15 protein-coding genes are annotated in these 23,542 nt (G+C 46.7%); 14 read left to right on the forward strand and 1 reads right to left on the reverse strand.

All coding sequences use genetic code 11. The annotated features are described in order from the left end of the window. Positions 1–15 precede the first annotated feature (15 nt). From KJS69_RS08245 to KJS69_RS08305, 13 genes are all read left to right on the forward strand, one after another. Entirely contained in the window at positions 16–891 is an 876-nt protein-coding gene (locus KJS69_RS08245) for a carbohydrate ABC transporter permease (protein WP_374706617.1), read from the forward strand. Between the two features lie 217 nt (positions 892–1,108). Continuing rightward, positions 1,109–2,629: an extracellular solute-binding protein gene (locus KJS69_RS08250; RefSeq protein WP_213583258.1), complete on the forward strand. Its 1,521-nt coding sequence runs from the start codon at positions 1,109–1,111 to the stop codon at positions 2,627–2,629. A 334-nt stretch (positions 2,630–2,963) separates the two neighbouring features. Next, positions 2,964–4,370: a 3-isopropylmalate dehydratase large subunit gene (gene leuC / locus KJS69_RS08255; RefSeq protein ID WP_213583259.1), complete on the forward strand. Its 1,407-nt coding sequence runs from the start codon at positions 2,964–2,966 to the stop codon at positions 4,368–4,370. Between the two features lie 21 nt (positions 4,371–4,391). Further along, a complete protein-coding gene (gene leuD, locus KJS69_RS08260) occupies positions 4,392–4,982 on the forward strand; it encodes a 3-isopropylmalate dehydratase small subunit (RefSeq protein WP_213583260.1) in 591 nt (196 codons plus the stop codon). Positions 4,983–5,207: 225 nt separating this feature from the next. Then, on the forward strand, positions 5,208–6,641 hold the full coding sequence (locus KJS69_RS08265; protein ID WP_213583261.1) for an N-acetylmuramoyl-L-alanine amidase family protein: 1,434 nt from the start codon (positions 5,208–5,210) through the stop codon (positions 6,639–6,641). Positions 6,642–6,654: 13 nt separating this feature from the next. After that, positions 6,655–7,212 (forward strand): GerMN domain-containing protein, encoded by a 558-nt coding sequence (locus KJS69_RS08270; protein ID WP_213583262.1) that lies wholly within the window; start codon positions 6,655–6,657, stop codon positions 7,210–7,212. Between the two features lie 25 nt (positions 7,213–7,237). Beyond that, on the forward strand, positions 7,238–9,550 hold the full coding sequence (locus tag KJS69_RS08275) for an S-layer homology domain-containing protein (protein WP_213583263.1): 2,313 nt from the start codon (positions 7,238–7,240) through the stop codon (positions 9,548–9,550). Between the two features lie 307 nt (positions 9,551–9,857). Beyond that, positions 9,858–10,535 carry an endonuclease III gene (nth, locus tag KJS69_RS08280; RefSeq protein ID WP_213583264.1) on the forward strand — a complete coding sequence of 226 codons (678 nt, stop codon included), beginning with the start codon at positions 9,858–9,860 and terminating at the stop codon, positions 10,533–10,535. Between the two features lie 28 nt (positions 10,536–10,563). After that, positions 10,564–10,836 (forward strand): NAD/NADP transhydrogenase alpha subunit, encoded by a 273-nt coding sequence (locus KJS69_RS08285; RefSeq protein WP_213583265.1) that lies wholly within the window; start codon positions 10,564–10,566, stop codon positions 10,834–10,836. A 279-nt stretch (positions 10,837–11,115) separates the two neighbouring features. Then, on the forward strand, positions 11,116–14,826 hold the full coding sequence (locus KJS69_RS08290) for a dynamin family protein (protein WP_213583266.1): 3,711 nt from the start codon (positions 11,116–11,118) through the stop codon (positions 14,824–14,826). A 411-nt stretch (positions 14,827–15,237) separates the two neighbouring features. Then, a complete protein-coding gene (locus KJS69_RS08295) occupies positions 15,238–17,013 on the forward strand; it encodes an ABC transporter ATP-binding protein (RefSeq protein WP_213583267.1) in 1,776 nt (591 codons plus the stop codon). Further along, positions 17,010–18,860, forward strand: a complete 1,851-nt coding sequence (locus KJS69_RS08300) for an ABC transporter ATP-binding protein (protein ID WP_249730428.1) — start codon at positions 17,010–17,012, stop codon at positions 18,858–18,860. The genes KJS69_RS08295 and KJS69_RS08300 overlap by 4 nt, the downstream gene beginning before the upstream one ends. A gap of 193 nt (positions 18,861–19,053) precedes the next feature. Next, complete coding sequence (locus tag KJS69_RS08305; RefSeq protein WP_306434398.1) at positions 19,054–19,818, forward strand: sugar phosphate isomerase/epimerase family protein; 765 nt, start codon at positions 19,054–19,056, stop codon at positions 19,816–19,818. A 1,303-nt stretch (positions 19,819–21,121) separates the two neighbouring features. Here KJS69_RS08305 and KJS69_RS08310 read toward each other — a convergent pair. Continuing rightward, complete coding sequence (locus KJS69_RS08310) at positions 21,122–22,030, reverse strand: transposase (protein WP_213583268.1); 909 nt, start codon at positions 22,028–22,030, stop codon at positions 21,122–21,124. Positions 22,031–22,705: 675 nt separating this feature from the next. Between KJS69_RS08310 and KJS69_RS08315 the strand changes: the two genes are divergently transcribed. Further along, positions 22,706–23,524, forward strand: a complete 819-nt coding sequence (locus KJS69_RS08315) for a GDSL-type esterase/lipase family protein (RefSeq protein ID WP_213583269.1) — start codon at positions 22,706–22,708, stop codon at positions 23,522–23,524. The last annotated feature ends 18 nt before the right edge of the window (positions 23,525–23,542 follow it).

Consider the following 23,542-nt stretch of genomic DNA (forward strand, 5'->3'; position numbering starts at 1 on the left):
AAAGGTTGGATGCCCATGTCTCGGGGAGAAAAAGTATTCGCCGTTTTCAACTATTTATTCTTTGCTTTCTTAAGCTTCACGACGATTCTTCCGTTTATGAATTTGATTGCTAAATCGTTCAGCAGCGAAGCGGCGGTCAACGCAGGCTTAGTTACCTTCTTTCCTGTCGATTGGCAAATGGGAACTTATCAATATGTGCTCAGCGACCGCACTTTTCTCAATTCGTTCAAAATATCCATTCTCGTTACGATTATCGGGACGGCTGTAAGCTTGTTTATGACCGCATTGGCTGCTTATCCGTTGTCCAAACCCCGCTTACGGGGACGCAGGCTGTTCATATTGATGTACATCTTCGTCATGCTGTTCAGCGGCGGCCTGATCCCGACTTATTTGCTAATGCATAAGCTCAGCCTGATCGACAAGCTGGCGGTACTAATCTTGCCGGGGATGATCAGCGTATTCAACGTGCTCATTATCAAAAATTATTTCGAGGCGCTGCCGGACAGTCTGGAGGAATCGGCCAAGCTTGACGGTGCAAGCAATCTGGCCATTCTGTTTCGCATAACCCTCCCCCTATCCTTGCCAGTATTGGCTACTATAGCGCTGTTCTATGCGGTCGGCTACTGGAATGATTATTTCGCCGCGATGATTTATATCCATTCGACGGAACTAAAGCCGCTGCAATTATATTTGAAAGAATTAATAGCGCATGCGAACAATGCCTATAATTCGGCAGGGATGCCTCTAAGCATTGATTCCGCGATGAATGCGACTCCGCAGGCGATTCAAGCGGCCTCTATTCTGGTGGCAACTGTTCCGATTCTGCTGGTTTATCCGTTCTTGCAAAAATATTTTGTCAAAGGGGTATTGGTAGGTTCCGTTAAAGGCTAGACTGCAACGGATCAACGGAGCTTTTGCTGAAAGGGCTTGCGTAAGCGGGCTCCAATGGAATGAAGCGAAAGAGCAATCTCTGGAAAGGATGTGGTGCCGCGGGAGCATTGGTTCTGGGAGTGGAAGGCCGCTCTAGCCTTTTCTAAAAAAAAGTTGGAGTTTATGGAGTGCCGCTATTCGAATTTTCAATGTATTCACTGTTCAAGGAGGGTTTACTATGGGAAAAAGAAAGGCGCTTTCGTCCTCGATGGCGATACTGTTAGCTGTATTGATTACCGCTTGCGGAGGAGGGGGCAGTGGCCGCGATTCACAAGAGCCGCCGGTTTCCGGTCCCAGCGAGACCGATGCAAAGGATGCTTCGCAGGAGAAGCCGAGACTGCGGGCTCTGCTGCCGTTCGAGCGTTTCGATCCGAATCTCGATCCCGTGGCGCAGTACCTGAAGGATACTACCGGTTATGATGTGAAATATGAGCAGTTACCGGCGGAAGAGCCCGATGAGAAGCTGAATTTGTTAATGGCCAACAAAGAACCGTACGATTATTTGATGCTGTATGACACCCAGTTTTATAAGCTGGTCAGTTCAGGAGCTCTCGAACCGTTAGATGAGCTGATCGAACAGTATGGGGCGAATATGAAGAAAGTCATTTCAGAGAAATCCTGGAATAAAGCGAAGTATAACGGCAAAATTTATGCCATCCCGCAGTCGGGAACGGGTGCCAATGTTTCACACGGGCTGGTTATGAGGCAGGATTGGATGGATGAGCTCGGGCTGCAGCCGCCAAAGGATCTGGATCAGTTTTATGAGCTGTTGAAAACGATCAAGGAGAAGAAACAGGTCATTCCGTTGACTGGCGGCAAAAATGCTGTTTTCCCGGACATCGCCTTGGCATTCGGCATTACGACAGTCTGGAAGGAACAGGATGGAAAGCTGATTTATCACACAGAAGATCCGGCTATAAAGGAATATCTCGTATTTATGAATAAATTATACGAAGAAGGACTGATCGATTCCGAGTGGCCGATTAACACCATGGATAATTCGATTCAAAAAATGGCGAGCGGCAAAGCCGCAATGATGAGCATATCCTGGTGGAGCGCTCCTAATCTGGTAAATGCCTTTCATAAAAATTTTCCTGATACCGAGCTGACTATATTCCCGTATATGCAAACAAAAGACGGGATTTCTGTTGTACAGGCGTCAGGAGACGGAGTGGGCGGCTATGCCGTCATCCCGAAGTTTTCCAAAAACAAGGAAGAAACTATGAAATATTTGGATATGAAATTTGATGCAGATATTTTCAAAGGATTGGTCGTTGGTGAGGAAGGCGTCCATCATACCGTGGAAAATGGCAAATATTATCCGGTCTTTCCTAAGTTTTTTGACGAGCGGAACAACTCAAGTTATTTCTTGACCGGTGTCGACGAAGAGAATTATCCGACTTATTGGCAAGCCCGCTTGCGTAAGGACCCGATCATTCAGCATCATTTTGAGACCTATCTGGAGAACGCGGAAGGAATTATGGTATTCGACCCGATCACATACGCCCCTCCCATTGAAGAAGTGACTAAAAATGTGCAGAAGCTTGCTAAAATGGCCGAGGATATGTATATCAAAATTATTGGCGGGGCCGATTCCATCGATAATTATGATAAATTTTTAATGCAGTGGAGAGCGGATGGCGGCGAAGAAATGATGAAAGCGGCCAATGAATGGTATCAAGAATATAAGAAGCAGTGATAGTATACTGTGGTTGCCAGCTGCAAGGCCAGGCTGACTCCAGGCACGGGCTCCCGTCTTTCGGGAGCTTTTTTGTCCATTGTCAGGTGGGCAGCCTCGTCCTTGTCGAATAAGGTCGCCGGAAACCGAATGGATAAAATAGGTGCTACCGCTTGCCGGCATAACGTGCGATAATAAAGGGTGGGAGGAATTAGGATATGGGCACTGCTTATATCTTTTTCCTATAGAAGTTATAGTTATTATATCTTGGATCAATGAAGCCGTAGATGATACTATAATAACAATCGAAAATCGATGATCTTGTCGATGGAGAACTTTCGTTGAGGTGAAAAAGATGTCGAAGAAAACGATGTATGAAAAAATTTGGGACAATCACGTCATTCATCAAGAAGAAGGAAAGCCTGGCATTATTTATATTGACCTGCATCTGGTGCATGAGGTTACATCGCCGCAAGCTTTTGAAGGGCTCCGTCTGGCCGGCCGCAAAGTCCGCCGCCCGGATCTGACCTTCGCGACGATGGACCATAACGTTCCAACGAAGGATCGTTTTAATATCAAAGACCCGATCTCGAAGCAGCAAATCGATACTCTGTCGAGCAACTGCGCCGATTTCGGTGTCAAGCTGTTCGATCTGGACAGCACAGACCAAGGGGTTGTTCACGTGATGGGGCCCGAGCTCGGCTTGACCCATCCCGGCAAGACTATCGTGTGCGGAGACAGCCATACGTCTACCCACGGGGCTTTTGGAGCTCTTGCCTTCGGGATCGGTACGAGCGAAGTCGAGCATGTGCTGGCTACGCAATGCTTGCAGCAATCGAAGTCGAAGACGATGGAGGTTCGCGTAAATGGCAAGCTGAGCACCGGAGTGACGGCGAAAGACCTGATTCTGGGCATCATCGCCCAATACGGGACCGACTTTGCTACCGGATACGTTATTGAGTACACCGGCGATGCTATCCGTTCCCTGTCGATGGAAGAGCGGATGACCGTATGTAACATGTCTATCGAAGCGGGCGCCCGCGCAGGTCTGATTGCTCCGGACGAAACGACGTTCGAATATTTGCGCGGTCGTGAATACGTTCCGCAAGGAGCTGCCTTTGACCAAGCCATCGAGAAATGGAAAAGCCTCGTAACGGATGAAGGGGCTGTCTATGACCTCGTAGTCGAGTTCGATGCAGACTCTCTTATTCCTCAGGTCACTTGGGGAACGAGTCCGGGAATGGGAACAAATATTAGCGCAGCGGTGCCTAACCCGCAAGATTTTGCTACCGAGAATGAAAGAAAAGCTGCGGAGAAAGCACTAGAATATATGGGGCTTACTCCGGGAACTCCGATGACGGAGTTGAACGTAGACCGAGTCTTCATCGGTTCCTGTACGAACGGAAGGATCGAAGATTTGCGTGCAGCGGCTTCTGTAGCCAAAGGCTACAAAGTGTCTCCGTCTGTGAACGCGATTGTCGTTCCTGGCTCTGGACGTGTCAAAATCCAGGCGGAAAAGGAAGGATTGGATAAAATCTTCTCCGAAGCCGGATTTGAATGGCGCGATGCCGGCTGCAGCATGTGTCTGGCGATGAACCCGGACGTGCTGAGCCCCGGAGAAAGATGCGCATCTACCTCCAACCGTAACTTCGAGGGTCGCCAAGGTCGCGGAGGACGGACTCACCTCGTTTCCCCGGCGATGGCTGCGGCGGCTGCGATTGAAGGACGTTTTGTCGACGTTCGCGACTGGAAATTTAATTAATGTTAGAAGGAGTTGCTCGATATGGAACCTTTTAAAAAACATACCGGACTGGTGGCTCCCGTTGACCGCGTCAACGTCGACACAGATGCCATTATTCCTAAACAATTTCTGAAAAGAATCGAAAGAACCGGCTTTGGACAATTTTTGTTCTACGAATGGCGCTTTGATGAAAGCGGCCAGGTGATTCCTGAATTTTCCTTGAATCTCCCTCGCTACAAGGGAGCATCCATACTGATTTCCCGCGCCAATTTCGGCTGCGGCTCTTCCCGGGAGCATGCTCCCTGGGCGATTCTGGACTATGGCTTTAAAGTAGTTATCGCTCCGTCCTTTGCAGATATTTTCTATAACAACTGCTTCAAGAACGGAATTCTTCCGATTAAGCTGTCCGAGGAACAGGTTCAGGATCTGTTCGAGCGTACGGCAGCTAACGAAGGATATCAGCTGAACGTAGATCTGGAGAATAATAAATTGTCCGACAATCAAGGGCTTGAGCTATCTTTTGAGTTGGATGAGCACCGTCGTCAATTTTTGCTCCTTGGTTTGGACGATATTGGCTTGACCTTGCAGCATAGCGACAAAATTGCCGCCTATGAAGCAAAGCAGCAAGCTTAATCACAGCGACTATGAGGTCTATCAGTTAATCCATCCAAGCGAGGGCATGGAAGGGATCGCAGCGGAGCTTAAGGGAAGCAGCTAAGCTAAACACATCATTATACCCAAAAAGCTTCTTGTCGAAACAGAAAATTCTGTCGACAGGAAGCTTTTTTCGCAACTTTTTGGAAAATATTACGTCTAAATATACGTCGTATGCCATAATCTACTAAACTCAGAGGTGTAATGATGAAAAAGCTAGTAGTCTCCCTGTTGTCCTTGTTTGTTTTTCTCTTTATACTTCCCCAGTTCATCTATGCGGACGAATCGGTAGAAGAAATTCCGCTATATTTGAACGGAAAGAAGCTGAACCCTGAGGTAGCCTCCCGCATCTTGAACGATACGACACTGGTCCCTGTTCGGATTGTTTCCGAAGAACTGGGCGCGAAAGTCAGTTGGAATCAGGAGGAACAAAGGGTTACGATCCAAAAGACAGAAGCGGAAATGCTGCTCTGGATCGACAAATCCTACGCTTCCATCGACGGAAGAGGTTATCCGCTGGAAGTTTCCCCGGTTAACATTGAGGGGAACACACTGGTCCCTGTCCGGTTTGTTGCCGAGAATCTGGGACTGGATGTGTCGTGGGATAATGAAACCCGCTCCGTACATATGGTGGATGCGCCGGTTGAAGAACCGCCTGCGGACGATCCAGAAGAGACAGATCCTTCTGAAGTAACTCCTACTCCGAATCCAGATCCAACTCCTACTCCAGATCCAAGTCCGATCGTGAAGCCGAAACCGGATCCATCTCTTCCAGCAATGGAATCCATACATATGGATGGAGATCAGTTGATTATTCAGGGAACAGAACCTATGAATTCCCAGCATTTTTCGTTGATCAGTCCGAGCCGTTTGGTCATTGACGTGCCTAATTATCGACTTGGACAAGCTTTATCGTCCGATCCCGATATGAATGGAGGGACGATAGAGGTTGAGGATCATCCTATGGTATCCAAGATTCGTTACGCTTTATTTTCGGACAACCCTTACACCGTTCGAGTCGTCGTGGATCTGAAATCCAAAGCCTCTTACAAGCTTGTGGAGGATCCGGGGACGAATCAAGTGACTGTAACTTTTCAACCGCTTGTATATAAAGTAGTGATCGATGCAGGGCATGGTGGTAAAGACCCGGGAGCTTTGTCCCTAACCGGCCGGCGCGAGAAAGAGTTCACCTTGGCTGTAACCTTGAAAGTCAAGGAACTGTTGGATCAAGAACCGCTTATTCAGCCATTGCTGGTCCGAAGCGACGATACGTTCGTCGAATTGGATGATCGTGTAGCCTTTGCCAATAGCCAGGAGGCGGATGTGTTCATCTCCATACACGGGAATAAATTCAGACCGGAAATTAACGGGCAGGAGACTTATTATTGGAGAAGCGCAAGCTTGTCCCTTGCGAATACGATGCATAAGCATGTTTTGGAAGCGACCGGGTTTACGGACCGGAAGGTCCGGAAAAATAACTTCCGCGTCATTACAACTACCTCCATGCCGGCCGTCCTTCTCGAAATCGGATATCTTTCCAATGTGGAGGACGAAGCCCAAATGTACCAGGAAGATTTTCAGCTCCGGGCAGCCGAGGGAATTGTAGCAGGAATTAAGGATTATTTGCAGATTCAATAAGGGGTGAGGGATTATGCGCACAATGACTAAAAGGCTTGTCATCCTTTCTATTTTTACTGCGATCTTAATTGCTGGCTGCGGAAATCATGCGAAACCGACAACGGGATCAGCCCTGCCTCCTGAAGGGGCCGCAAGTCCAACTCCAGGGGCAGAGGAGCAGTATAAAGAACTGTCCATAGAAGCTTATTTTAGCGATACGGATGCCGAAAAACTGATTTCCAAAAAGACGGATATCCGTTATACTGATGAATCAAGTAAATATTTAGCCGCTCTTCATACTTTGAAATCAAGCCCGGGTCCAGAGTATGTCGCTCTGTTCGCCGGTATTGATTTCTCTTCGGCCGACCTGAGCTCCGGAGAGTTGACCGTCGATCTGTCGATTAGTCCGGAAGCTGTGCTCGGTTCTCAGGGAGAGGCTCTGGCTTTGCAAGCATTAAAGAATACCTTGTTCCAGTTCGACGAAGTGCTGGCTATAACAATTCTGATAGACGGCGAAGAGTCGAACAGCTTGATGGGACATGTGGATTTGCCCAAACGGTTGGAGAGAGAGAATGAGGAAGAGAAGAAGTAGCATTCAGGCTGAAAGGGGAAGAGGAATGAAATCGGGAAAGAAGAAAGCTGAGAAAGTTATTGTTTCGTTAGTCGTATCCGCTATGGTGGTTGGCAGCCAGGCGGGCGGCATCATGGCCGCTGAATGGAAGCCGGAGGGCGGTCTTGTTCAAATCGCCGCGGCTTCGAGCTATCAATTTGACGATGTGCCGGTGTCCCATTGGTCTCACCGATATGTTACCCAGTTGGCCGCTCAAGGAATAGTGCAGGGCCGGGATGAGGGCAAATACGTGCCCAACGATAGAGTGTCGCAGGAGGAAGTGATCGTTCTTGCGATCCGGTTGATGGGATTGGAGCAGGAGGCGGAACGAGTAAAAACCGACAACTATGTGCTCCCGTTCTCTGTCAGCGATTATGCGCGTGGGTATGTCGTAACCGCTATTGAAAAGGGACTGTTGAATATTAAGGAAGAGAGCTCGGGTTCTCCATCGGAAGGCAAGAGCTGGGGAACAAGCAGCGCCTCCAGAGAATGGGTGGCCAAAATCGTTATCCGCGCCATCAATAAACAAAGCGAAGCAGAGCAAAAGAAATCCAAGTCGACCGGCTTTAGCGATAACAACAAAATCGCAGACGGCAATATCGGATTTATCAACGAAGCGATTTCGTTAAAAATTGTAGACGGCTTTGAAGACAACACCTTCCGTCCGGACCAAGCGGTTACCAGAGCGGAGATGGCGACCTTTATCAGCCGGGCTCAGCATCATAATTCCTTCCAGCCCGACAAAGTATTGTACGGGACGGTTCAGGCGATTACTGGCAGCTCTGTGCAAGTGACCGATACGAAAGGGCAGTCCCGGACACTGAATATTAATTCCGATTCGGTTATTTACGGAGAAGGCAATGACGGAAAGATATCGTGGAGCGGGATTAAACCGGGATACTCCGTATATGCCGTTGTACAGAACAATTCGGTGAATTATATGGAAATCAAAGAAAAGGTTTCCTACCAGACTGTGGAAGGCAAAGTAGAAAATATTGATTTGTCGGCAATGAGACTTACTTTAAAATCCGGCGATAAATCGGAAGTGTACGAGCTGATGTCCGGTACTTCGGTAACGGATAAAAATGGCTCGGGTCAAAGTCTGTCGGATGTTCTAAAAGATAGCAAAGTTGAAATCCGCTTCACAGACGATCGTAAAATCGCCCATATTACAATCAAGGAAGCTCCAATCAACAAGACTGCAGTCGGAACTTTCGTCTCTGTGGACAAAGAAAGCAAGAAACTGACCGTTAACGAGAACGGCCTAGGGAAGCAGGAATATATTTTTATCGATAACGTTCCGGTCAAATATAAGGAGACAGTGCGGTCGTTGGATCATCTATTCGAAGGGGATACGATCAGCTTCCGGGTGGAGAACAATATCATCGTAGAGGTCGAAGTTACCTCGACGAATGTAGAAGTGATCAAGGAAGGAAAGCTGGATCATATTAAGCTGGACAACCGTGCTTCATATTTGACGATCCAATTCGCTGACGGCCGTTTCGGCACTTATTCTTACGACAATAATTTTGTAGAAGTCATTATGCCGTGGAAGCTAAGCTCGTCGATTGCGGAGCTTCAGGTTGGAGACGAAGTGACGGTTTATCTCGATGCGGATAATAATGTCAAGAAGTTATTTGTCAAGGAACGGATACAAACCGTCAGCTATATGGCGACTATCGAAGGCTATGACAATAAAACTAAATACTTGATCATCAAGAAGAACAACGTTCCGGAAATCTATCAATTGGACGATAAAATTAGTTTGACGTACAACGGAAATTCGGTTGCTCTGGAACAGTTCGAGAGTATGTTTGCTATTGGTAAAAAAGTCGATTTGACTTACAACAACAACGATGAATTGGTTAACATCGCGCTGAACATCGGATACGAAGGAGTCATATCGATGATTAACCCGACAACGAAAGAACTCAAGCTGAAAATGCCGAACAATCAATATCTGGATCTGAAAATGAATACTTTCGTTGGAGTGGAAGCTTTCAACCAGGATAATGCGACATTGGATGATCTGAAGGTTGGCGATTCGGTTAAAGCGATTGTCGGTCCTCAACAAGATTATGTATACTCAATGCAAAAGAAACAGACTTTATCTTACGAACTGATCAGCAAGAACGATACGAATCGTCAAATCACCGTTAAAGATCAGAATGGAGCTACCAAGTCGTACAATGTTCCATTAGATGCCAAGATCTTATCGGCTGGAGACACCAGTCTGACCTTTGCTCAATTATCTCCCGGCAGCAAAATTGAAATTACTTACTTGGGCAAATCGCTTCACCAAGTGAAGGTCGCCCCATAAAATAAGAGTTCAAAAGCTTTAGGATGCTTTTGGAACAGTCTCTTAAAGCAGTACTGCCATAGCTGAAATGGCCAGAGGATACTCGGCATTAGGAATAGGCCGTCCGAATAAAGGAATTCCTTATTCGGACGGTTTTCTTTTAAACGCGGTCGCTCATCCTCGAAGGATTCCGATAAGAGTTTTTCTCAATTTAGAAACGTTTTAAAAATGTTCATTTTTTACTGCATAACCAGCATTGAATATCTTTATCGGATTCGATACACTGTAGGGTGTTCGGGCGAAAGATTGGGAAAGGGGAGCTTTGAATATGAGTACTCTGAAAGTTCGGCGCATTCTGGATACGATCGGGGAGATGTTCCCGGACGCCCACTGTGAATTAACCCATTCCAATCCGTTCGAGCTGACGATCGCAGTGCTGTTGTCTGCTCAATGTACAGATGAAAAGGTGAATAAAGTTACGGATTCTTTATTCAAGAAATATACGAAGCCGGAAGATTACTTGGCTGTTCCTTTGGAGGAGCTGGAGCAGGACATTAGAAGCATCGGACTGTATCGGAACAAAGCGAAAAATATTCAAAAGCTTTGTCAGTTAATAATAGAGAAATACGATGGACAAATTCCGCAAGAGCACTCTCAATTGGTTGAGCTTCCCGGTGTCGGTAGAAAAACGGCCAATGTCGTTGTTTCTAATGCTTTCGGCGTGCCTGCCATTGCTGTGGACACCCATGTGGAACGGGTATCCAAACGTCTAGGCCTGGCGAAAGCAGAAGATTCGGTACTGGAAGTAGAAAAAAAATTAATGAAGAAAGTGCCCAAGGAAGAATGGACCCTGACTCATCATCGTCTCATCTTTTTCGGAAGGTATCATTGCAAAGCACAAAATCCAAACTGTGAAATCTGCCCTTTGCTGGATTTGTGCCGTGAAGGCAAAAAAAGAATGAACACTTTGAAGAATAGGAAAACGAAGGAAGTCAAGACTAGATAGGGAAGCTACAGAAAAAGGATGGGATGACATGAAATGCATATCGGTCTATACTAAAAACTTCGGAGTGTTCTCTGACATTTATGAAGAGATTATGAAAACTCCATTTGCCGAAAACGAGGAAAAAGAGATTGAGGGCATTGTCGTCAGTGAATCGGGAGAGGTTCCGGACAACTACTTGGATCGCATGAGAGCGAAGCCTGAAGTAGTCGTCATGAAAGTGAAGGAACAGAACATTACGATTCTGCAGCACGGGGATGTGTTCGAAATCATTCTCCCCGAGAATGAAAATGTGATACACTAGTACGGAGTACAAACAAACCCAATAGAAGAATGAGACCTTTGAAAAGGCGCTGTCTCATCAGCCGATAGGGATCTTGTTTAGGCAGCGCCCTTTCAACAGTCTCCACCGGGATCATTCATTCGAACACCGAGGTTTAAGGTTCCGGGAGCCGGAGTTCTGTTTTTCAAAACTTCTAACCGAAGCTATTTCGGTTTTTTTGAGTTTATAAGTTCCGGGGCTCCCCGCAAAGGTGGGGTTATTTTATTTGTAACGGACAACTAAGGGTCAGGAGAATGTGTGATGAATGGTTTGGAAACGATAGCCAAGCTGGCATCCGGTATGCAGGCTGCAGGGGACTCGTGGCATGCCGATAAGATGATGCAGCTCAAGAAGAAGCTGGCATCCGGGCAGCTCTATTTTGCTTTTTGCGGACATTTTTCCGCTGGGAAATCAAGTCTGATCAATCGCTTGTGTGGCGCTAAGCTGCTGCCATCCAGTCCGATTCCTACAAGCGCTAACATTGTATCGATCGGCAATGGAAAGGCGGAGGTAACCGTCTACCGAAACGACCGGGCCGAGCCGGACCGGATCAAACCGGAGCAGCTGGCGGAATATTGCAAGAATGGAGAGGATATTCGCTCGATCGATATCCGTTATCCGATTCCTTTTCTGGGGGAGCATGCGGTATTGCTGGATACTCCAGGCATCGATTCAACGGACGATGCTCACCGGATGTCTACCGAATCGGCTCTGCATCTGGCGGATGTCGTCTTCTATGTCATGGACTATAATCATGTCCAGTCGGAGACGAATTTTGCATTTACGAAGCAGCTTCAGGATTGGGGCAAGCCCGTCTACTTAATTGTCAATCAAATAGATAAGCACCGGGAGGAAGAGCTGCCGTTTAAGCAGTACAAGAAAAGTGTGGAGCAAGCTTTTGGCAACTGGAACATCCACCCGGACGGGATTCTGTATCTGTCGGTGAAACACCCGGAGCACCCTCATCACGAATGGAGCGAGTTGGTATGGCTTATTCGCAAGCTGCAAGGTTGCTCCGAGCCGTTGCGCCAACAAAGCGCCGCTGCGTCTTCTGAGCAGCTTATTCGCAAGCATGTGGCGGTCATGTCTGCCTCGCGAGAAGAAGAGAAGGCAGAGCTGCGAGCAGAGATTCGTCAGGGCGACGGCCTGGAAGAAGCCCGCGAACAGTATGAACAGAAACGGGAGCGATTAAATCAATTGAAGCAGCTCCCGCTCGAGCTTCATGCGGAATGGAAGAATGAGATTGGCTCCATCGTCGAGAATGCCAATCTTACCCCCGCCGCGACCAGAGATCTGGCTCATCATTATTTGCAGAGCCGCAAGCCCGGCTTCAAAGTTGGTTTTTTCTCGAGAGCGGCACAAACAGAAAAGGAAATCGCCAGTCGATTGAATGACTTTTACACGGATTTTTCCGAGAAGGTTAGAGCGGGACTGAGCTGGCATCTGCAGGATTTCATTAAGAAACAAGCAGAGGAGTACGGGGTGTCAGCGGAATTGGAGCCGTCGTCGGTGGCCAGGCTGGAGTTTAAGCATCCGGCTTCCTGGGTGGCTGATCAGGTTCATATGGGGGCGGAATTTTCTAGCGAATATACGCTTACTTATTCCCGTCAACTCTCGTCGGAAGTAAAAACTTCGTTTCGGCGAGAAGCTATGGAATTGGCGGATGAGCTGATCGATAAGTTGACGTCTCGATTCGAAGTCGAGCGGCGGCAGCTGGAGTCGGAACTGGCGGAGCTGGAGGAAGCTCTGCAAGCCCAGCGCCAATTGGAGCAGATGGAGCGGGCCGAGCAGGAGGAGCTGAAGCGGATGCTTGGCTTGTCCGAGAGCGCCCTGCCCCGGACAGGGCTCAGGCTGCCATCCCCGGGTGATTACGATGAGCAGGAATTTGCCGCAGCCCGATCAACCGATCCCGAGGCAGCCGATAGCTCCGTGACGGCGAAGAAGGCCTCTGAGCCGGCTCCCGGGAGTGCTCGCCAGGCCGCTTCCCCTTCCGTCGCCAATGGCCTGGCGGCCGAAGCAGGCAGAGCAGCAGCAGACGGCGGAAGTCTGACCCGGGTTAAGGATCATCGCGACCGGCTGCGTCGGATGGCGCAAACCTTACGCGAAGCGGTAGCCTTGACGAAGGAGATGTCCGCTCTGCAGTCCGTCTCCCGCTCTATGATAGATAAAGCCGAACGGATGGAAAATAATCGGTTTACCGTCGCCTTGTTCGGAGCTTTTAGCGCGGGAAAATCGTCGTTTGCCAATGCCTTGATTGGAGAACGAATTTTGCCGGTTTCCCCTAACCCGACCACTGCAGCGATCAATACGATTCTGCCGCCAACAGACGATTGTCCGCATGGGACGGTTAAAGTCGTCATGAAGACGGAGGAGGCGGTGCTGGAAGAAATCCGCTATTCGCTCGATGTGCTGGGAATGTCGGGGGGGACCCGGAAGGAATGTTTGCGGGCAATCGCCGGAATCTCCCCAGAGCAGGTAAGCGAGGGAGGAAAGCCTCATTACGCCTTTTTGAAGGCGGTGGAAAAAGGCTGGAGCTCCGCCGAAGGACGGCTGGGTAATGAATTGACGGCTGATCTCGAGCAGTTTGCAGGATATGTCGCCGAAGAAGATAAATCCTGCTTCGTAGAATCCATCCGGCTCTATTACAGCAACCCGCTGACCGAGCAAGGAATGGTGTTCGTCGATACTCCGGGAGCGGACTCGATCAACGCACGTCATACCGGGGTAGCGTTCAATTATATTAAAAACGCTGACGCTATTCTTTTCGTCACCTATTATAACCATGCATTTTCCCAGGCTGACCGGGAATTTTTGCTGCAGCTTGGACGGGTCAAGGACGCTTTTGAGCTGGATAAAATGTTTTTTATCGTCAATGCTGCCGATCTGGCCGCCGATTCCGAGGAGTTGAGCGCGGTCATCGAGCATGTGGAATCGAACCTGGCGAGTCATGGTGTAAGGAATGCGAGAATTTATCCTGTATCCAGCCAGCAGGCGGTGCAAGGCAAGTTGGGCAACGACAAGACACTGCTCGCGCAATCGGGTATAGTGGAGTTTGAACGACAGTTCATTCGATTCACTTATGAAGAATTAAGCGAGATGGCTGTCCGTTCCGCCCAGTATGATTTGCAGCGGGCGGCTGCTACTATGCAGGAGTGGATTCAAAGCGCCTATCAAAGTGAGGAAGAACGAAAGGATAGCATAGACCGCCTTGAGGAAGCATGTACACAGGTCAAGACGATCATTCGGGAGGCCGACGACTCTGCTGGACAGAACGATTTAGCCAAAGAAGTTCAAGAACTGCTTTATTATGTCCGGCAGCGGTTGACCTACCGTTTTGGCGAACTGTACAACCTGGCGTTTAATCCTGGCTCTTTGCGTGAAGACGGAAGGGACATTCGGAAGTTGCTGCGAGCCGCTCACTTTGAGCTTGTCCGGCTGCTCTCCTATGATTTATCCCAGGAGGTGCTTGCAACGACCCTTCGCCTAGAGCAATTTATGAATACTTATTCTCTTAATCGTTTGGAAAAGCTATGGACGGAAATAGAGCAGAAATTTCCGGGCTATCCCCATGAACGCTTTGAAGCGGAGCCCTTCGATACGCCGGTTGTGGACGAATCGATTTCTGTGGAAGAGCCAGATATTAAAGGGCTGCATCGATTCTTCAAGAACGGAAAGTACTTTTTTGAAGGAGAGGGCAAGGAAAAGCTGAAACAGGAGCTGGAAGCTACTCTTGGATCTGCCATCCAGCAGTACTTGGACCGCCATGCAGAACGATTAATGTCCGCATACAGCATCCAATTTAAAGAGAGAATGAGCCGGCTTGCCGACATGGAGCTGCAATCGGCACTAAATCATTACCAGGGATTAAAGGATGCCCTGGAAATGAAGATCGACGTTGACCAGCTTAAACGGACCCGTAACCAGTTAGTTGCATTGACAGATGAACGCGTCGCTCCCAGCCTCCGTACCTAGTAGGTACGGAGTTTTTTTGTTGGCAAAGTTCCAAAAAAGCGGAGAAATTTTAGTGGAAAATTATTGGACTTGAAAATAGCAAGCAATCGCGGGGATTTCGACTATTTTAAAGGATTCTACCGATTGTATCTGCTTTTTATTAGCAAATGTTGAAATAGGAGGTTTTTAGCGGGTTTCTACTTATTGCCCCCCTGTAAGGATGGTGATAATATTGCTAATGATTCGAGCGGAAATCCGCTTGGATACAAGCGTAGAAAAGGCGAAAAACCGGGACAAACCGGCCCGTTATTTCGCTGCAGGCGATTGCCGTGTGCTTGGCCGAAGGCAACCCTATTCCTTCGTGCTTAAAGCGAGGAGCGCATGCCTACGAGACAAGTTTTGCGATATGCAAAGCTTAGGGGAGGCAAGAGCATGAATGTATTTAGGCAGTTGAAAGAGTACTACTGGAAGGAGAAGAGACTATTCTTCATCTCGATCATTTGCCTGGCGTGCGCAACGGCTTTGGGGCTTGTATATCCCAATCTGCTCCGCTATTTGATCGATGATGTAATCATCTTGGGCAAATACGAGATGGTTCCTTATCTGGCTCTTCTCGTCATAGTCGTCATTACAATTAAGGGGGCGTTTCAATTTCTCCACGGGTTTGCCGGAGGACGACTGGGCAACCGGGTGGCGTACAACTTACGGAATGCGTTGTACAACAAGCTGCAATATTTATCCTTTCAATTCTATGACAAAGCTAGAACCGGTGATTTGATGTCAAGACTGACCGCCGATCTGGAGGCGATTCGTCATTTCATCGGATTTGGCTTGGCGCAGATTTTGAACGTGATGCTCATGCTGGGCTTCGGGCTGGCCATGATGTTCAGCATTAACTGGAAGCTGTCCCTGATTACGATGGTCACTATGCCATTCCTGGCATTTACAGCTATTCGATTCGAAGGGAAGATTCACCCGGCCTTTCGCAGCATCCGTAAATCGATGAGTGATTTGACAACGGCGGTGCAGGAAAATATTACGGGAGTACGGACCGTTAAATCTTTTGCACGCGAGCCGTATGAGATAGAAAAATTCTCGATTAGAAGCGAGGACTATAAAGGAACAAACATTTTCACTTCTAATATTTGGGCGAAGTTCTTTCCGGTTATGGAATTGTTTGCGAATTTAAGCATCGTTATCCTACTTGGAGTAGGGGGATATCTGGTCATAACCGATCAGATGTCGGTTGGGGAATTGGTCGCCTTCAACGGTTTGATCTGGTATATTATCGGACCGATGTGGGGCATCGGGATTCATATCAACAACTATACGCAATCCAAAGCATCCGGGGAACGGATTCTCGAGCTGCTTCATCACTATGTCCATGTCAAAAATGTAGACAATGCCATCAAGGTTAATCCTGAGCAGATTCAGGGTCATGTTAAATACGAGAACGTTACTTTTGCTTATCCGGATCATTCTCCGGCGCTGCATAATATACAACTGGATGCTCCTGCCGGCAGCGTCATCGGCTTGCTCGGGGGCACAGGCTCCGGTAAATCGACCTTTATTCAGCTGTTGATGCGGGCCTATAACGTCAAGGATGGAGCAATCACTTTGGACGGAAGAAATATTAACGAGTTCGAATTGGAGTCGTTCCGTCAGCAGATAGCGGTAGTTTTTCAAGAGACTTTCCTGTTCTCCGCATCGATTCGTAACAATATTGCATACGGGAACAGAGACGTACCGATGGAACAAATAATTAAAGCAGCCCAATTAGCCAAGGCTCATGATTTCATCATGGAAATGCCTGAAGGCTACGATACCGTTGTAGGTGAACGGGGAATGGGGCTCTCCGGAGGACAAAAGCAACGGATAGCGATCGCCCGGGCACTGCTCAAAGATCCGAAGATCTTGATACTTGACGATGCGACGAGCGCCGTCGATATGGAGACGGAGCATGAAATCCAAGCAGGCTTTAGCGAATTGATGAAAGGCAGAACTACTTTTATTATAGCACACCGAATCTCTTCGCTTCGCCATGCTGATGAGATCATTGTACTAGATAAAGGACGGATTGTGCAAAGAGGCACTCACCAGCGGCTCTTGTCGCAGTCCGGACCTTACTTGGAAACGTATAAAATTCAATACTCCGATCGGCCTGATTCGGTCGAGGAGATTTTGCTGAAGCCGAGGTGGGCCAATTGAGTAAGCATCAAACGAGCGAGTCGGGTGAATCGTTGAACAAAGCGAAGGACGGCAAGCAGCGTTTTGTTTATCAAGACGATGAAGTCATGGAGAAACCATTCGACTGGGGCCAATTGAGAAGATTGGCTAAATATTTACTCCCTTACCGCAAGCAGATGCTGCCCATTATCATCATTACCATTCTTCTGGTGACGCTTACTAAGCTGGCCATTCCTTTGTTCATCACTTATGCGATTGACCATGCGCTTATAGAGAAGAATGGCAAGCTGTTGCTCATCATCGTTTCATCGATGGCGGCCGTCTACATTGTGCAGTGTCTGGCAAGTAATTACCGAATTCGTTATACGTCCTTGATCGGACAACGAGTGATACATGATTTGCGTCATGATCTGTTCAGTCATATTCAGTCGTTGTCCTTCCGTTTCTTTGATAAACGTCCAGCGGGATCGGTGCTCGTTCGTGTGACGAACGATATTAACTCCCTGCAGGATTTATTCACTAACGGAGTTGTCAACGTACTGATCGATTGTATACAGCTGCTAGGAATTGTTATTATCCTGCTGATGTTTAATGTGAAGCTAGGACTGGCCATTATGATTACGGTGCCGCTCATGTTCCTGGTCTCAACCTCGCTCCGCAAAAAAATAAGACGAGGCTGGCAGGACGTTCGGATGAAGCAGTCACGCATCAACTCTCATCTGAACGAGAGCATCCAAGGAATGAAAGTGACCCAGGCATTTGTGCAGGAAAAAGAAAACATGCAATATTTTACCGAAATGAACGACGTGAACCGGAAATCGTGGGATCGGGCTTCCCGTTTGAACCAGTCCTTTGGTCCGTTAATCGAGATTACCGGAGCGATCGGCTATTGCGTATTGTTCTGGTACGGAGCTACTCTCGTCGCTGCGGGCGACATTTCGATCGGGGTATTGGTTGGTTTCGCCACTTACATTGGGCATTTCTGGGAGCCTATTAACCGATTGGGACAAATGTATTCCCAATTGCTCATCGCGATGGCTTCATCCGAACGGATTTTTGAATTTATCGATGAACAACCGACAGTGAAGGAGAAGCGCAACGCCAAGGAACTGCCTCCGATTCAGGGCAATATCCGTTTGGAGCATATAGTATTCGAATATGAACCGGATCGTCCTGCACTTAAAGGAATTGATTTAGAAGTCAAGGCTGGTCAATCCATCGCATTGGTTGGACATACGGGATCGGGTAAAAGTACGATTATCAACCTGCTTTGCCGCTTTTATGATCCAGTACAGGGAAGAGTTATAATAGATGGCCATGACATCCAGGATGTTACGGTACAAAGCTTACGCTCGCAAATTGGGATTGTGCTTCAGGATACGTTCATCTTCTCAGGCACGATTCGCGACAATATCCGATTCGGCCGATTGGATGCTACCGATCAAGAAGTGGAAGCGGCGGCACGGGCGGTACATGCTCATGACTTCATTGTATCTTTGCCGAATGGCTATGATACGGAAGTGCAGGAGCGGGGAAATGTGCTTAGTATGGGACAAAGGCAGCTCCTTTCTTTTGCCAGAGCATTGCTTGCGGATCCCCGGGTGCTCATCCTGGATGAGGCGACGGCAAGCATCGATACGGAGACGGAGCTGAAAATTCAAGAAGCGATGAAAACTCTCCTTGCGGGCAGAACGTCTTTTATTATCGCTCACAGACTGTCTACCATTCGTCATGCGGATAGCATTGTAGTGCTCGATCATGGGTCTATAATGGAGGAAGGGAATCATGATGAATTGATGAATAAGCGAGGAATCTATCATGGTCTGATTGAAGCACAGTACAAGTTTTTGAACGAAGCAGCCGGCTAAACAAAATTAATTTGCCGAGGTAAAAGGAGAGCCTAAGGGCTGGCTTAGGGAACAGGTCTTAGGAATACTTTTGGAGATAGCTCTAGGCCCTGCTTTAGGGCTAATCTCTCAACAAACTTCGATAAAAGACTTATTTATGGTAAAGTTAAAAGTGTAATGGCAAGCTAATCCAGGCTGGGGAGGAATTCGTAGTATGATGAAGAGCAAATTTGCAGCACAACTATACACTCTGAGAGAGCAAGTGAAACAAGACTTTCCAGGAGTATTGAGAGAGTTGAAGGCGATGGGCTGGGCTGGCGTTCAAATTTCGGGATTGCATGGCTATTCAGCAGAAGAAATAGCCGCAGTGTTGAAGGAAACCGGGCTGGGAACGGCAGGGATGCATATTTCTCTGGATCGGTTGAGAAATGAATTGGATGAAGTATTGAATGAGGCCCGCATATTGGGAACTAAGGATATCGTCTGTCCCTCGCTGCCAGGCGAATTAAAGAATGAAGAAGGGTACCGGGCGGTTCGCAAGGAACTCAACGAGATTGCTTCCAAGATTCAGGCGGAAGGTTTTCGAATTAGCTATCATAATCATGCTTTTGAATTTGAAACAACTGTGGACGGTAAGTCCGCATTGGAATATTTGCTGGAGCCATCGCAAGATAACCGGATTTTGGCCGAAATTGACGTTTATTGGGTTAAGAAAGGCGGTCGAGATCCACTAGATTTTATACAACCTTATGCCCAACGGATGCCCATCCTTCATTTGAAGGATATGTCCAAGGACGAGGCTCAGACGTTTGCTGAAGTCGGTACGGGATTGATCGATTTTGCTCCCATTTTGCAATGGGGGGAAGGTAACGGTGTGGAATGGTATGCCGTCGAGCAGGATGTATGCCCAGGTGATCCGATGGACAGCTTGCGCATTAGCTTGAACCATTTGAACGAGTTAGCTCAACAAGCCAAATAAAGCTATAGAATTTAAATATAGTCGGCCTTCCGAAATTTTTCGGAGGGTCGTTTTTTTGTCTTGTCTTGGATGCTTGTATTTTTTGCGCCTGCTTGCTTCACTGAGATGCTGTTTTATTGCCTTTTGACTAGTATCCCCTTGGATCAGGAGATTTTTAAAATTGAAGTTGGTAAAAGAGGGGAGAACATGGGTAAAGACAGGTAGAAGAGTGGTAGAAGTGGTAACTATAAGAGGCATAAGTAGTTGCTATAAGCGTGGGTAGAACAGTTTATAGAACAGTTTGTGAAGAAGTATGTGTACCAATTTGTATAATTATGCAGAAAAGCAGGCAGAAGAAGTAGCTATAAGAGTGTTAAAACAGTTTATAAATTATGTAGCAAAGCAGGAAAGTAACTATAAAAGTGATAAGAACAGTTTATAGAACAGTTAGTGAAAAAGTATGTGTAACCGCCTGTATAATTATGTAGAAAAGTAAGCAGAAGAAATAACTAAAAGAATAGGGAAAAATTAGCTAATAGAGTAGCTAAAATCAGGTAAGAGCAGTAAGAGCAGTAAGAGCAGTAAGAGCAGTAAGAGCAGGTAAGAGCAGGTAAGAGCAGGTAAGAGCAGGTAAGAGCAGGTAAGAGCAGGTAAGAGCAGGTAAGAGCAGGTAAGACCCAGGTAGGAGCAGGTAAGACCCAGGTAGGAGCAGGTAAGAGCAGGTTGGAGTTGAAAATGTGGATTAGAGGAGAAGCAAGTCTAGTAAAATCAGGTAAAAGTATGTGAAATGTTATAAAGAAAAAAGAAGGTAAGGCATAAGGGTGGAATAAACTAACTGAAAACAAGCTAAATAAATCCAGATGGAAATAGTTGGGGACCAGAATAAAAAAATAAATAAAGGGAAAACGAGGGAACAAAAGTAAAACAAAATTAATTGAAAGAAAACAAAAGAGAAAAAGAAAAAAAGGAAAACGGAGGAATTCGAAAGAAGACGAAAGAAATCGAAAGAAGATAAATAAAACTGAAAGAAACTGAAAGTAACTGAAAAAAGTTTAGCAAGGGAGTTGCATCAAAAGGATAACGCTATGATTCGGCGGGAAGACAGGGCGATGGAAAAGAACGTAAGCATACAAATATGAAAGGCCAGCGTCAAGCCTCAAGACCTAACAATGTTCTGCAACAAATGCCTATTTACTCCCGCATGATGTTGTTATTAACAAGACGGTATATTGGAACAGCCGTTGACTTAGCAGATGGTTGGAAAAGCTCGCCTGATCATTGCGAATCGTTTATTAGAGAACCTCAGGAATTTAAAGATCTGGGGCTAGGCTAACAGCTTAGTTATGGATGTTCGTGTACAAACGTGGATAAGATGCTGGAAGATAGGAACGTTACGGAGTTGTAGATTAAGACGAAAGCAAAACTCATCCAAATAAAGCTGTAAATACTTGGAGCCGATTCCGTTAAACGTCTGATTAATCCACGTCCTGGCATCCCTGATGTATTTTCGCAGTGATGCGATACGAGGAAAACGAAACCGTTTTGTCTCAATATTGATATCTTCATTATCAGAGCTGACGTGTTCCTCGATAAAATGCAGGCGAACGGATGGAAGGAATGAGTTATTGCTGATGTATGCTGGTGTAATGGTTTTAATTTTCACTTGAAGGGGAACATCATTCCTATTCAATGAAACCGCTGCGAATACTGGCTTTTGCTCCAGGTATAGGTCCAGTGTAGATGAAGAGTTTGAGAAAGGGCTATAGAAGGTGGTTCCACCTTTAACGATGCCGGTAAGCGGCTGATTATTATCTATATGGGATATTGCATGACGAATTTTCCGGAGCATGGACCAGGCTGTTTTATAGGTGATCTGGAGGAAGGAGCTTAACTTAACCGCGTTCGTTCCCTGATTGATGCGAGATACCAGATAGAAGGCGAGAAACCATTTGCGCAGCGAAGTTCGACTCCCTTCCATCACTGTGTCGGTGATAAGGGAGGCTTGATGTCGGCAATTACGGCATTCATAGAGTGGAATTCGGCGAGAACGGATGACATAGGCTTGTTTATTTGCACAGCGTGGACATGTGAAGCCACCGGGCCACTTAGATTGATAGATAAACTGAAGGCAGTCCTCCTCCGTCTTAAAGCGATTCTGGAAGGCCTTTATATCTAGGTGGTTATTGGAAAGCAAATTCAAGTCTATATCTTTACCCATATTCAAATAGAGCATTGTACTCATCCTCCCAATAAGAACATTTGTTCCGTTTTTAATTTTACCAAACTAATGATTGTATTTCAAGTAACATAATTTTGATTTCGCGTGATTATTTTAGATGGATTAAGAGAATAAAACCCATAAAATGATATATTACAAAAATTGATAAATTTAGTTGAAATATTAATATCATTTCCTGACGGAAGGGGATAACAGTCCAAAGCAACAGGAAAGAGGAGGGAGATGGACACGTTTAGGTCCGAGAAGCTGTCCAACAAAACTTAATCAAAATAGACTGAATTAAGGGAATTGAATTAAGGAGACAAGTCAAAGTCGACGATACTAATCTAAAAGCGATTGTCCGAGTGTATTGCATCAAATTATCGATACTAATCTAATAGCGGTTGTCCGAGTGTATTGCATCAAAATATCGATACTAATCTAAGAGCGGTTGTCCGAGTATATTGCGTCAAATAGTCGTTACTAATCTAAAAGCGGTTGTCCAAGTTCATTGCATCAAACTGACGATATGAATTAATAGGGTTTGTCAAAGTGATGAAAATAGTAGGTTGAGATATAGTAAGTCGCAAGAATGGCGGGACAAGTTGCAAATTGTGAACGGAACCTTTACTCTTATAAGGGAAATATATCTTTTTGTTCGGATCAAGGAAAGAGAACGGGGGATAAGGAATGAATTCATCACGGCTGCTTTGGAGGACGTCAGGGTTGATTGCTGTTCTGTCTACCGTGTTGTTCTTGTTCGGCTTTGTGTATGCGGTCAAAGATATTTTGTTTCCGATCGCGGGGGAGCCTGTGGTGAACCGGGAAGATTTATCCGCTACGAATCCGTTGTTGTCTATGAATAAAATTCAAATCGTCGCGTTGGGCGATTCATTGACCAAGGGACAAGGGGACAGCACAGGAGAAGGATATGTAGGGAAAGTGAAATCCTGGCTGGAAAAAGAGACGAGCAAAGACGTTTTTGTGTGGAATTATGCCGTCGGGGGATTGCGGACCGACCAACTGCTGGACTACATAAACGGCTCCAACAGCGAGATTTCGCAATCGATCAAAAAGGCAAATCTGGTACTCATTACGATTGGCGGTAACGACTTGTTCCAATTCGGACTGAGCCAGTCCGTCGATTCCGACCCCGATTCATTGGAGATCGACTTCGATAATGTGACGGGACAGATGCCAATGGCGATGGAAGGGCTGGAACGGATCTTGTCCCAAACAGCGGAATTAAATCCCGAAGCCAGAATTATTTATGTCGGTTTATACCATCCTTTTCTTGATTACGATAGGGATGGCCAAGGCTCTCTCCTCCTGCAGGAATGGAATAATCACGCTATTTCCCTCTCTTTGCGATACCCGAATTTGACAGTTGTTCCAACTTATGATTTATTTGAAACCTATTTAACTAAATATTTGGCGAGTGATCATTTTCACCCTAATGATGATGGATACCAGCGTATCGCTGAGCGTGTAATCCAGGTGCTTAATTAAGCGGTTGAGGGGGAGAAC

Origin of the sequence: Paenibacillus sp. J2TS4, assembly GCF_018403245.1 — a bacterium.
In the GTDB taxonomy this organism is placed as follows: Bacteria; Bacillota; Bacilli; order Paenibacillales; family NBRC-103111; genus Paenibacillus_L.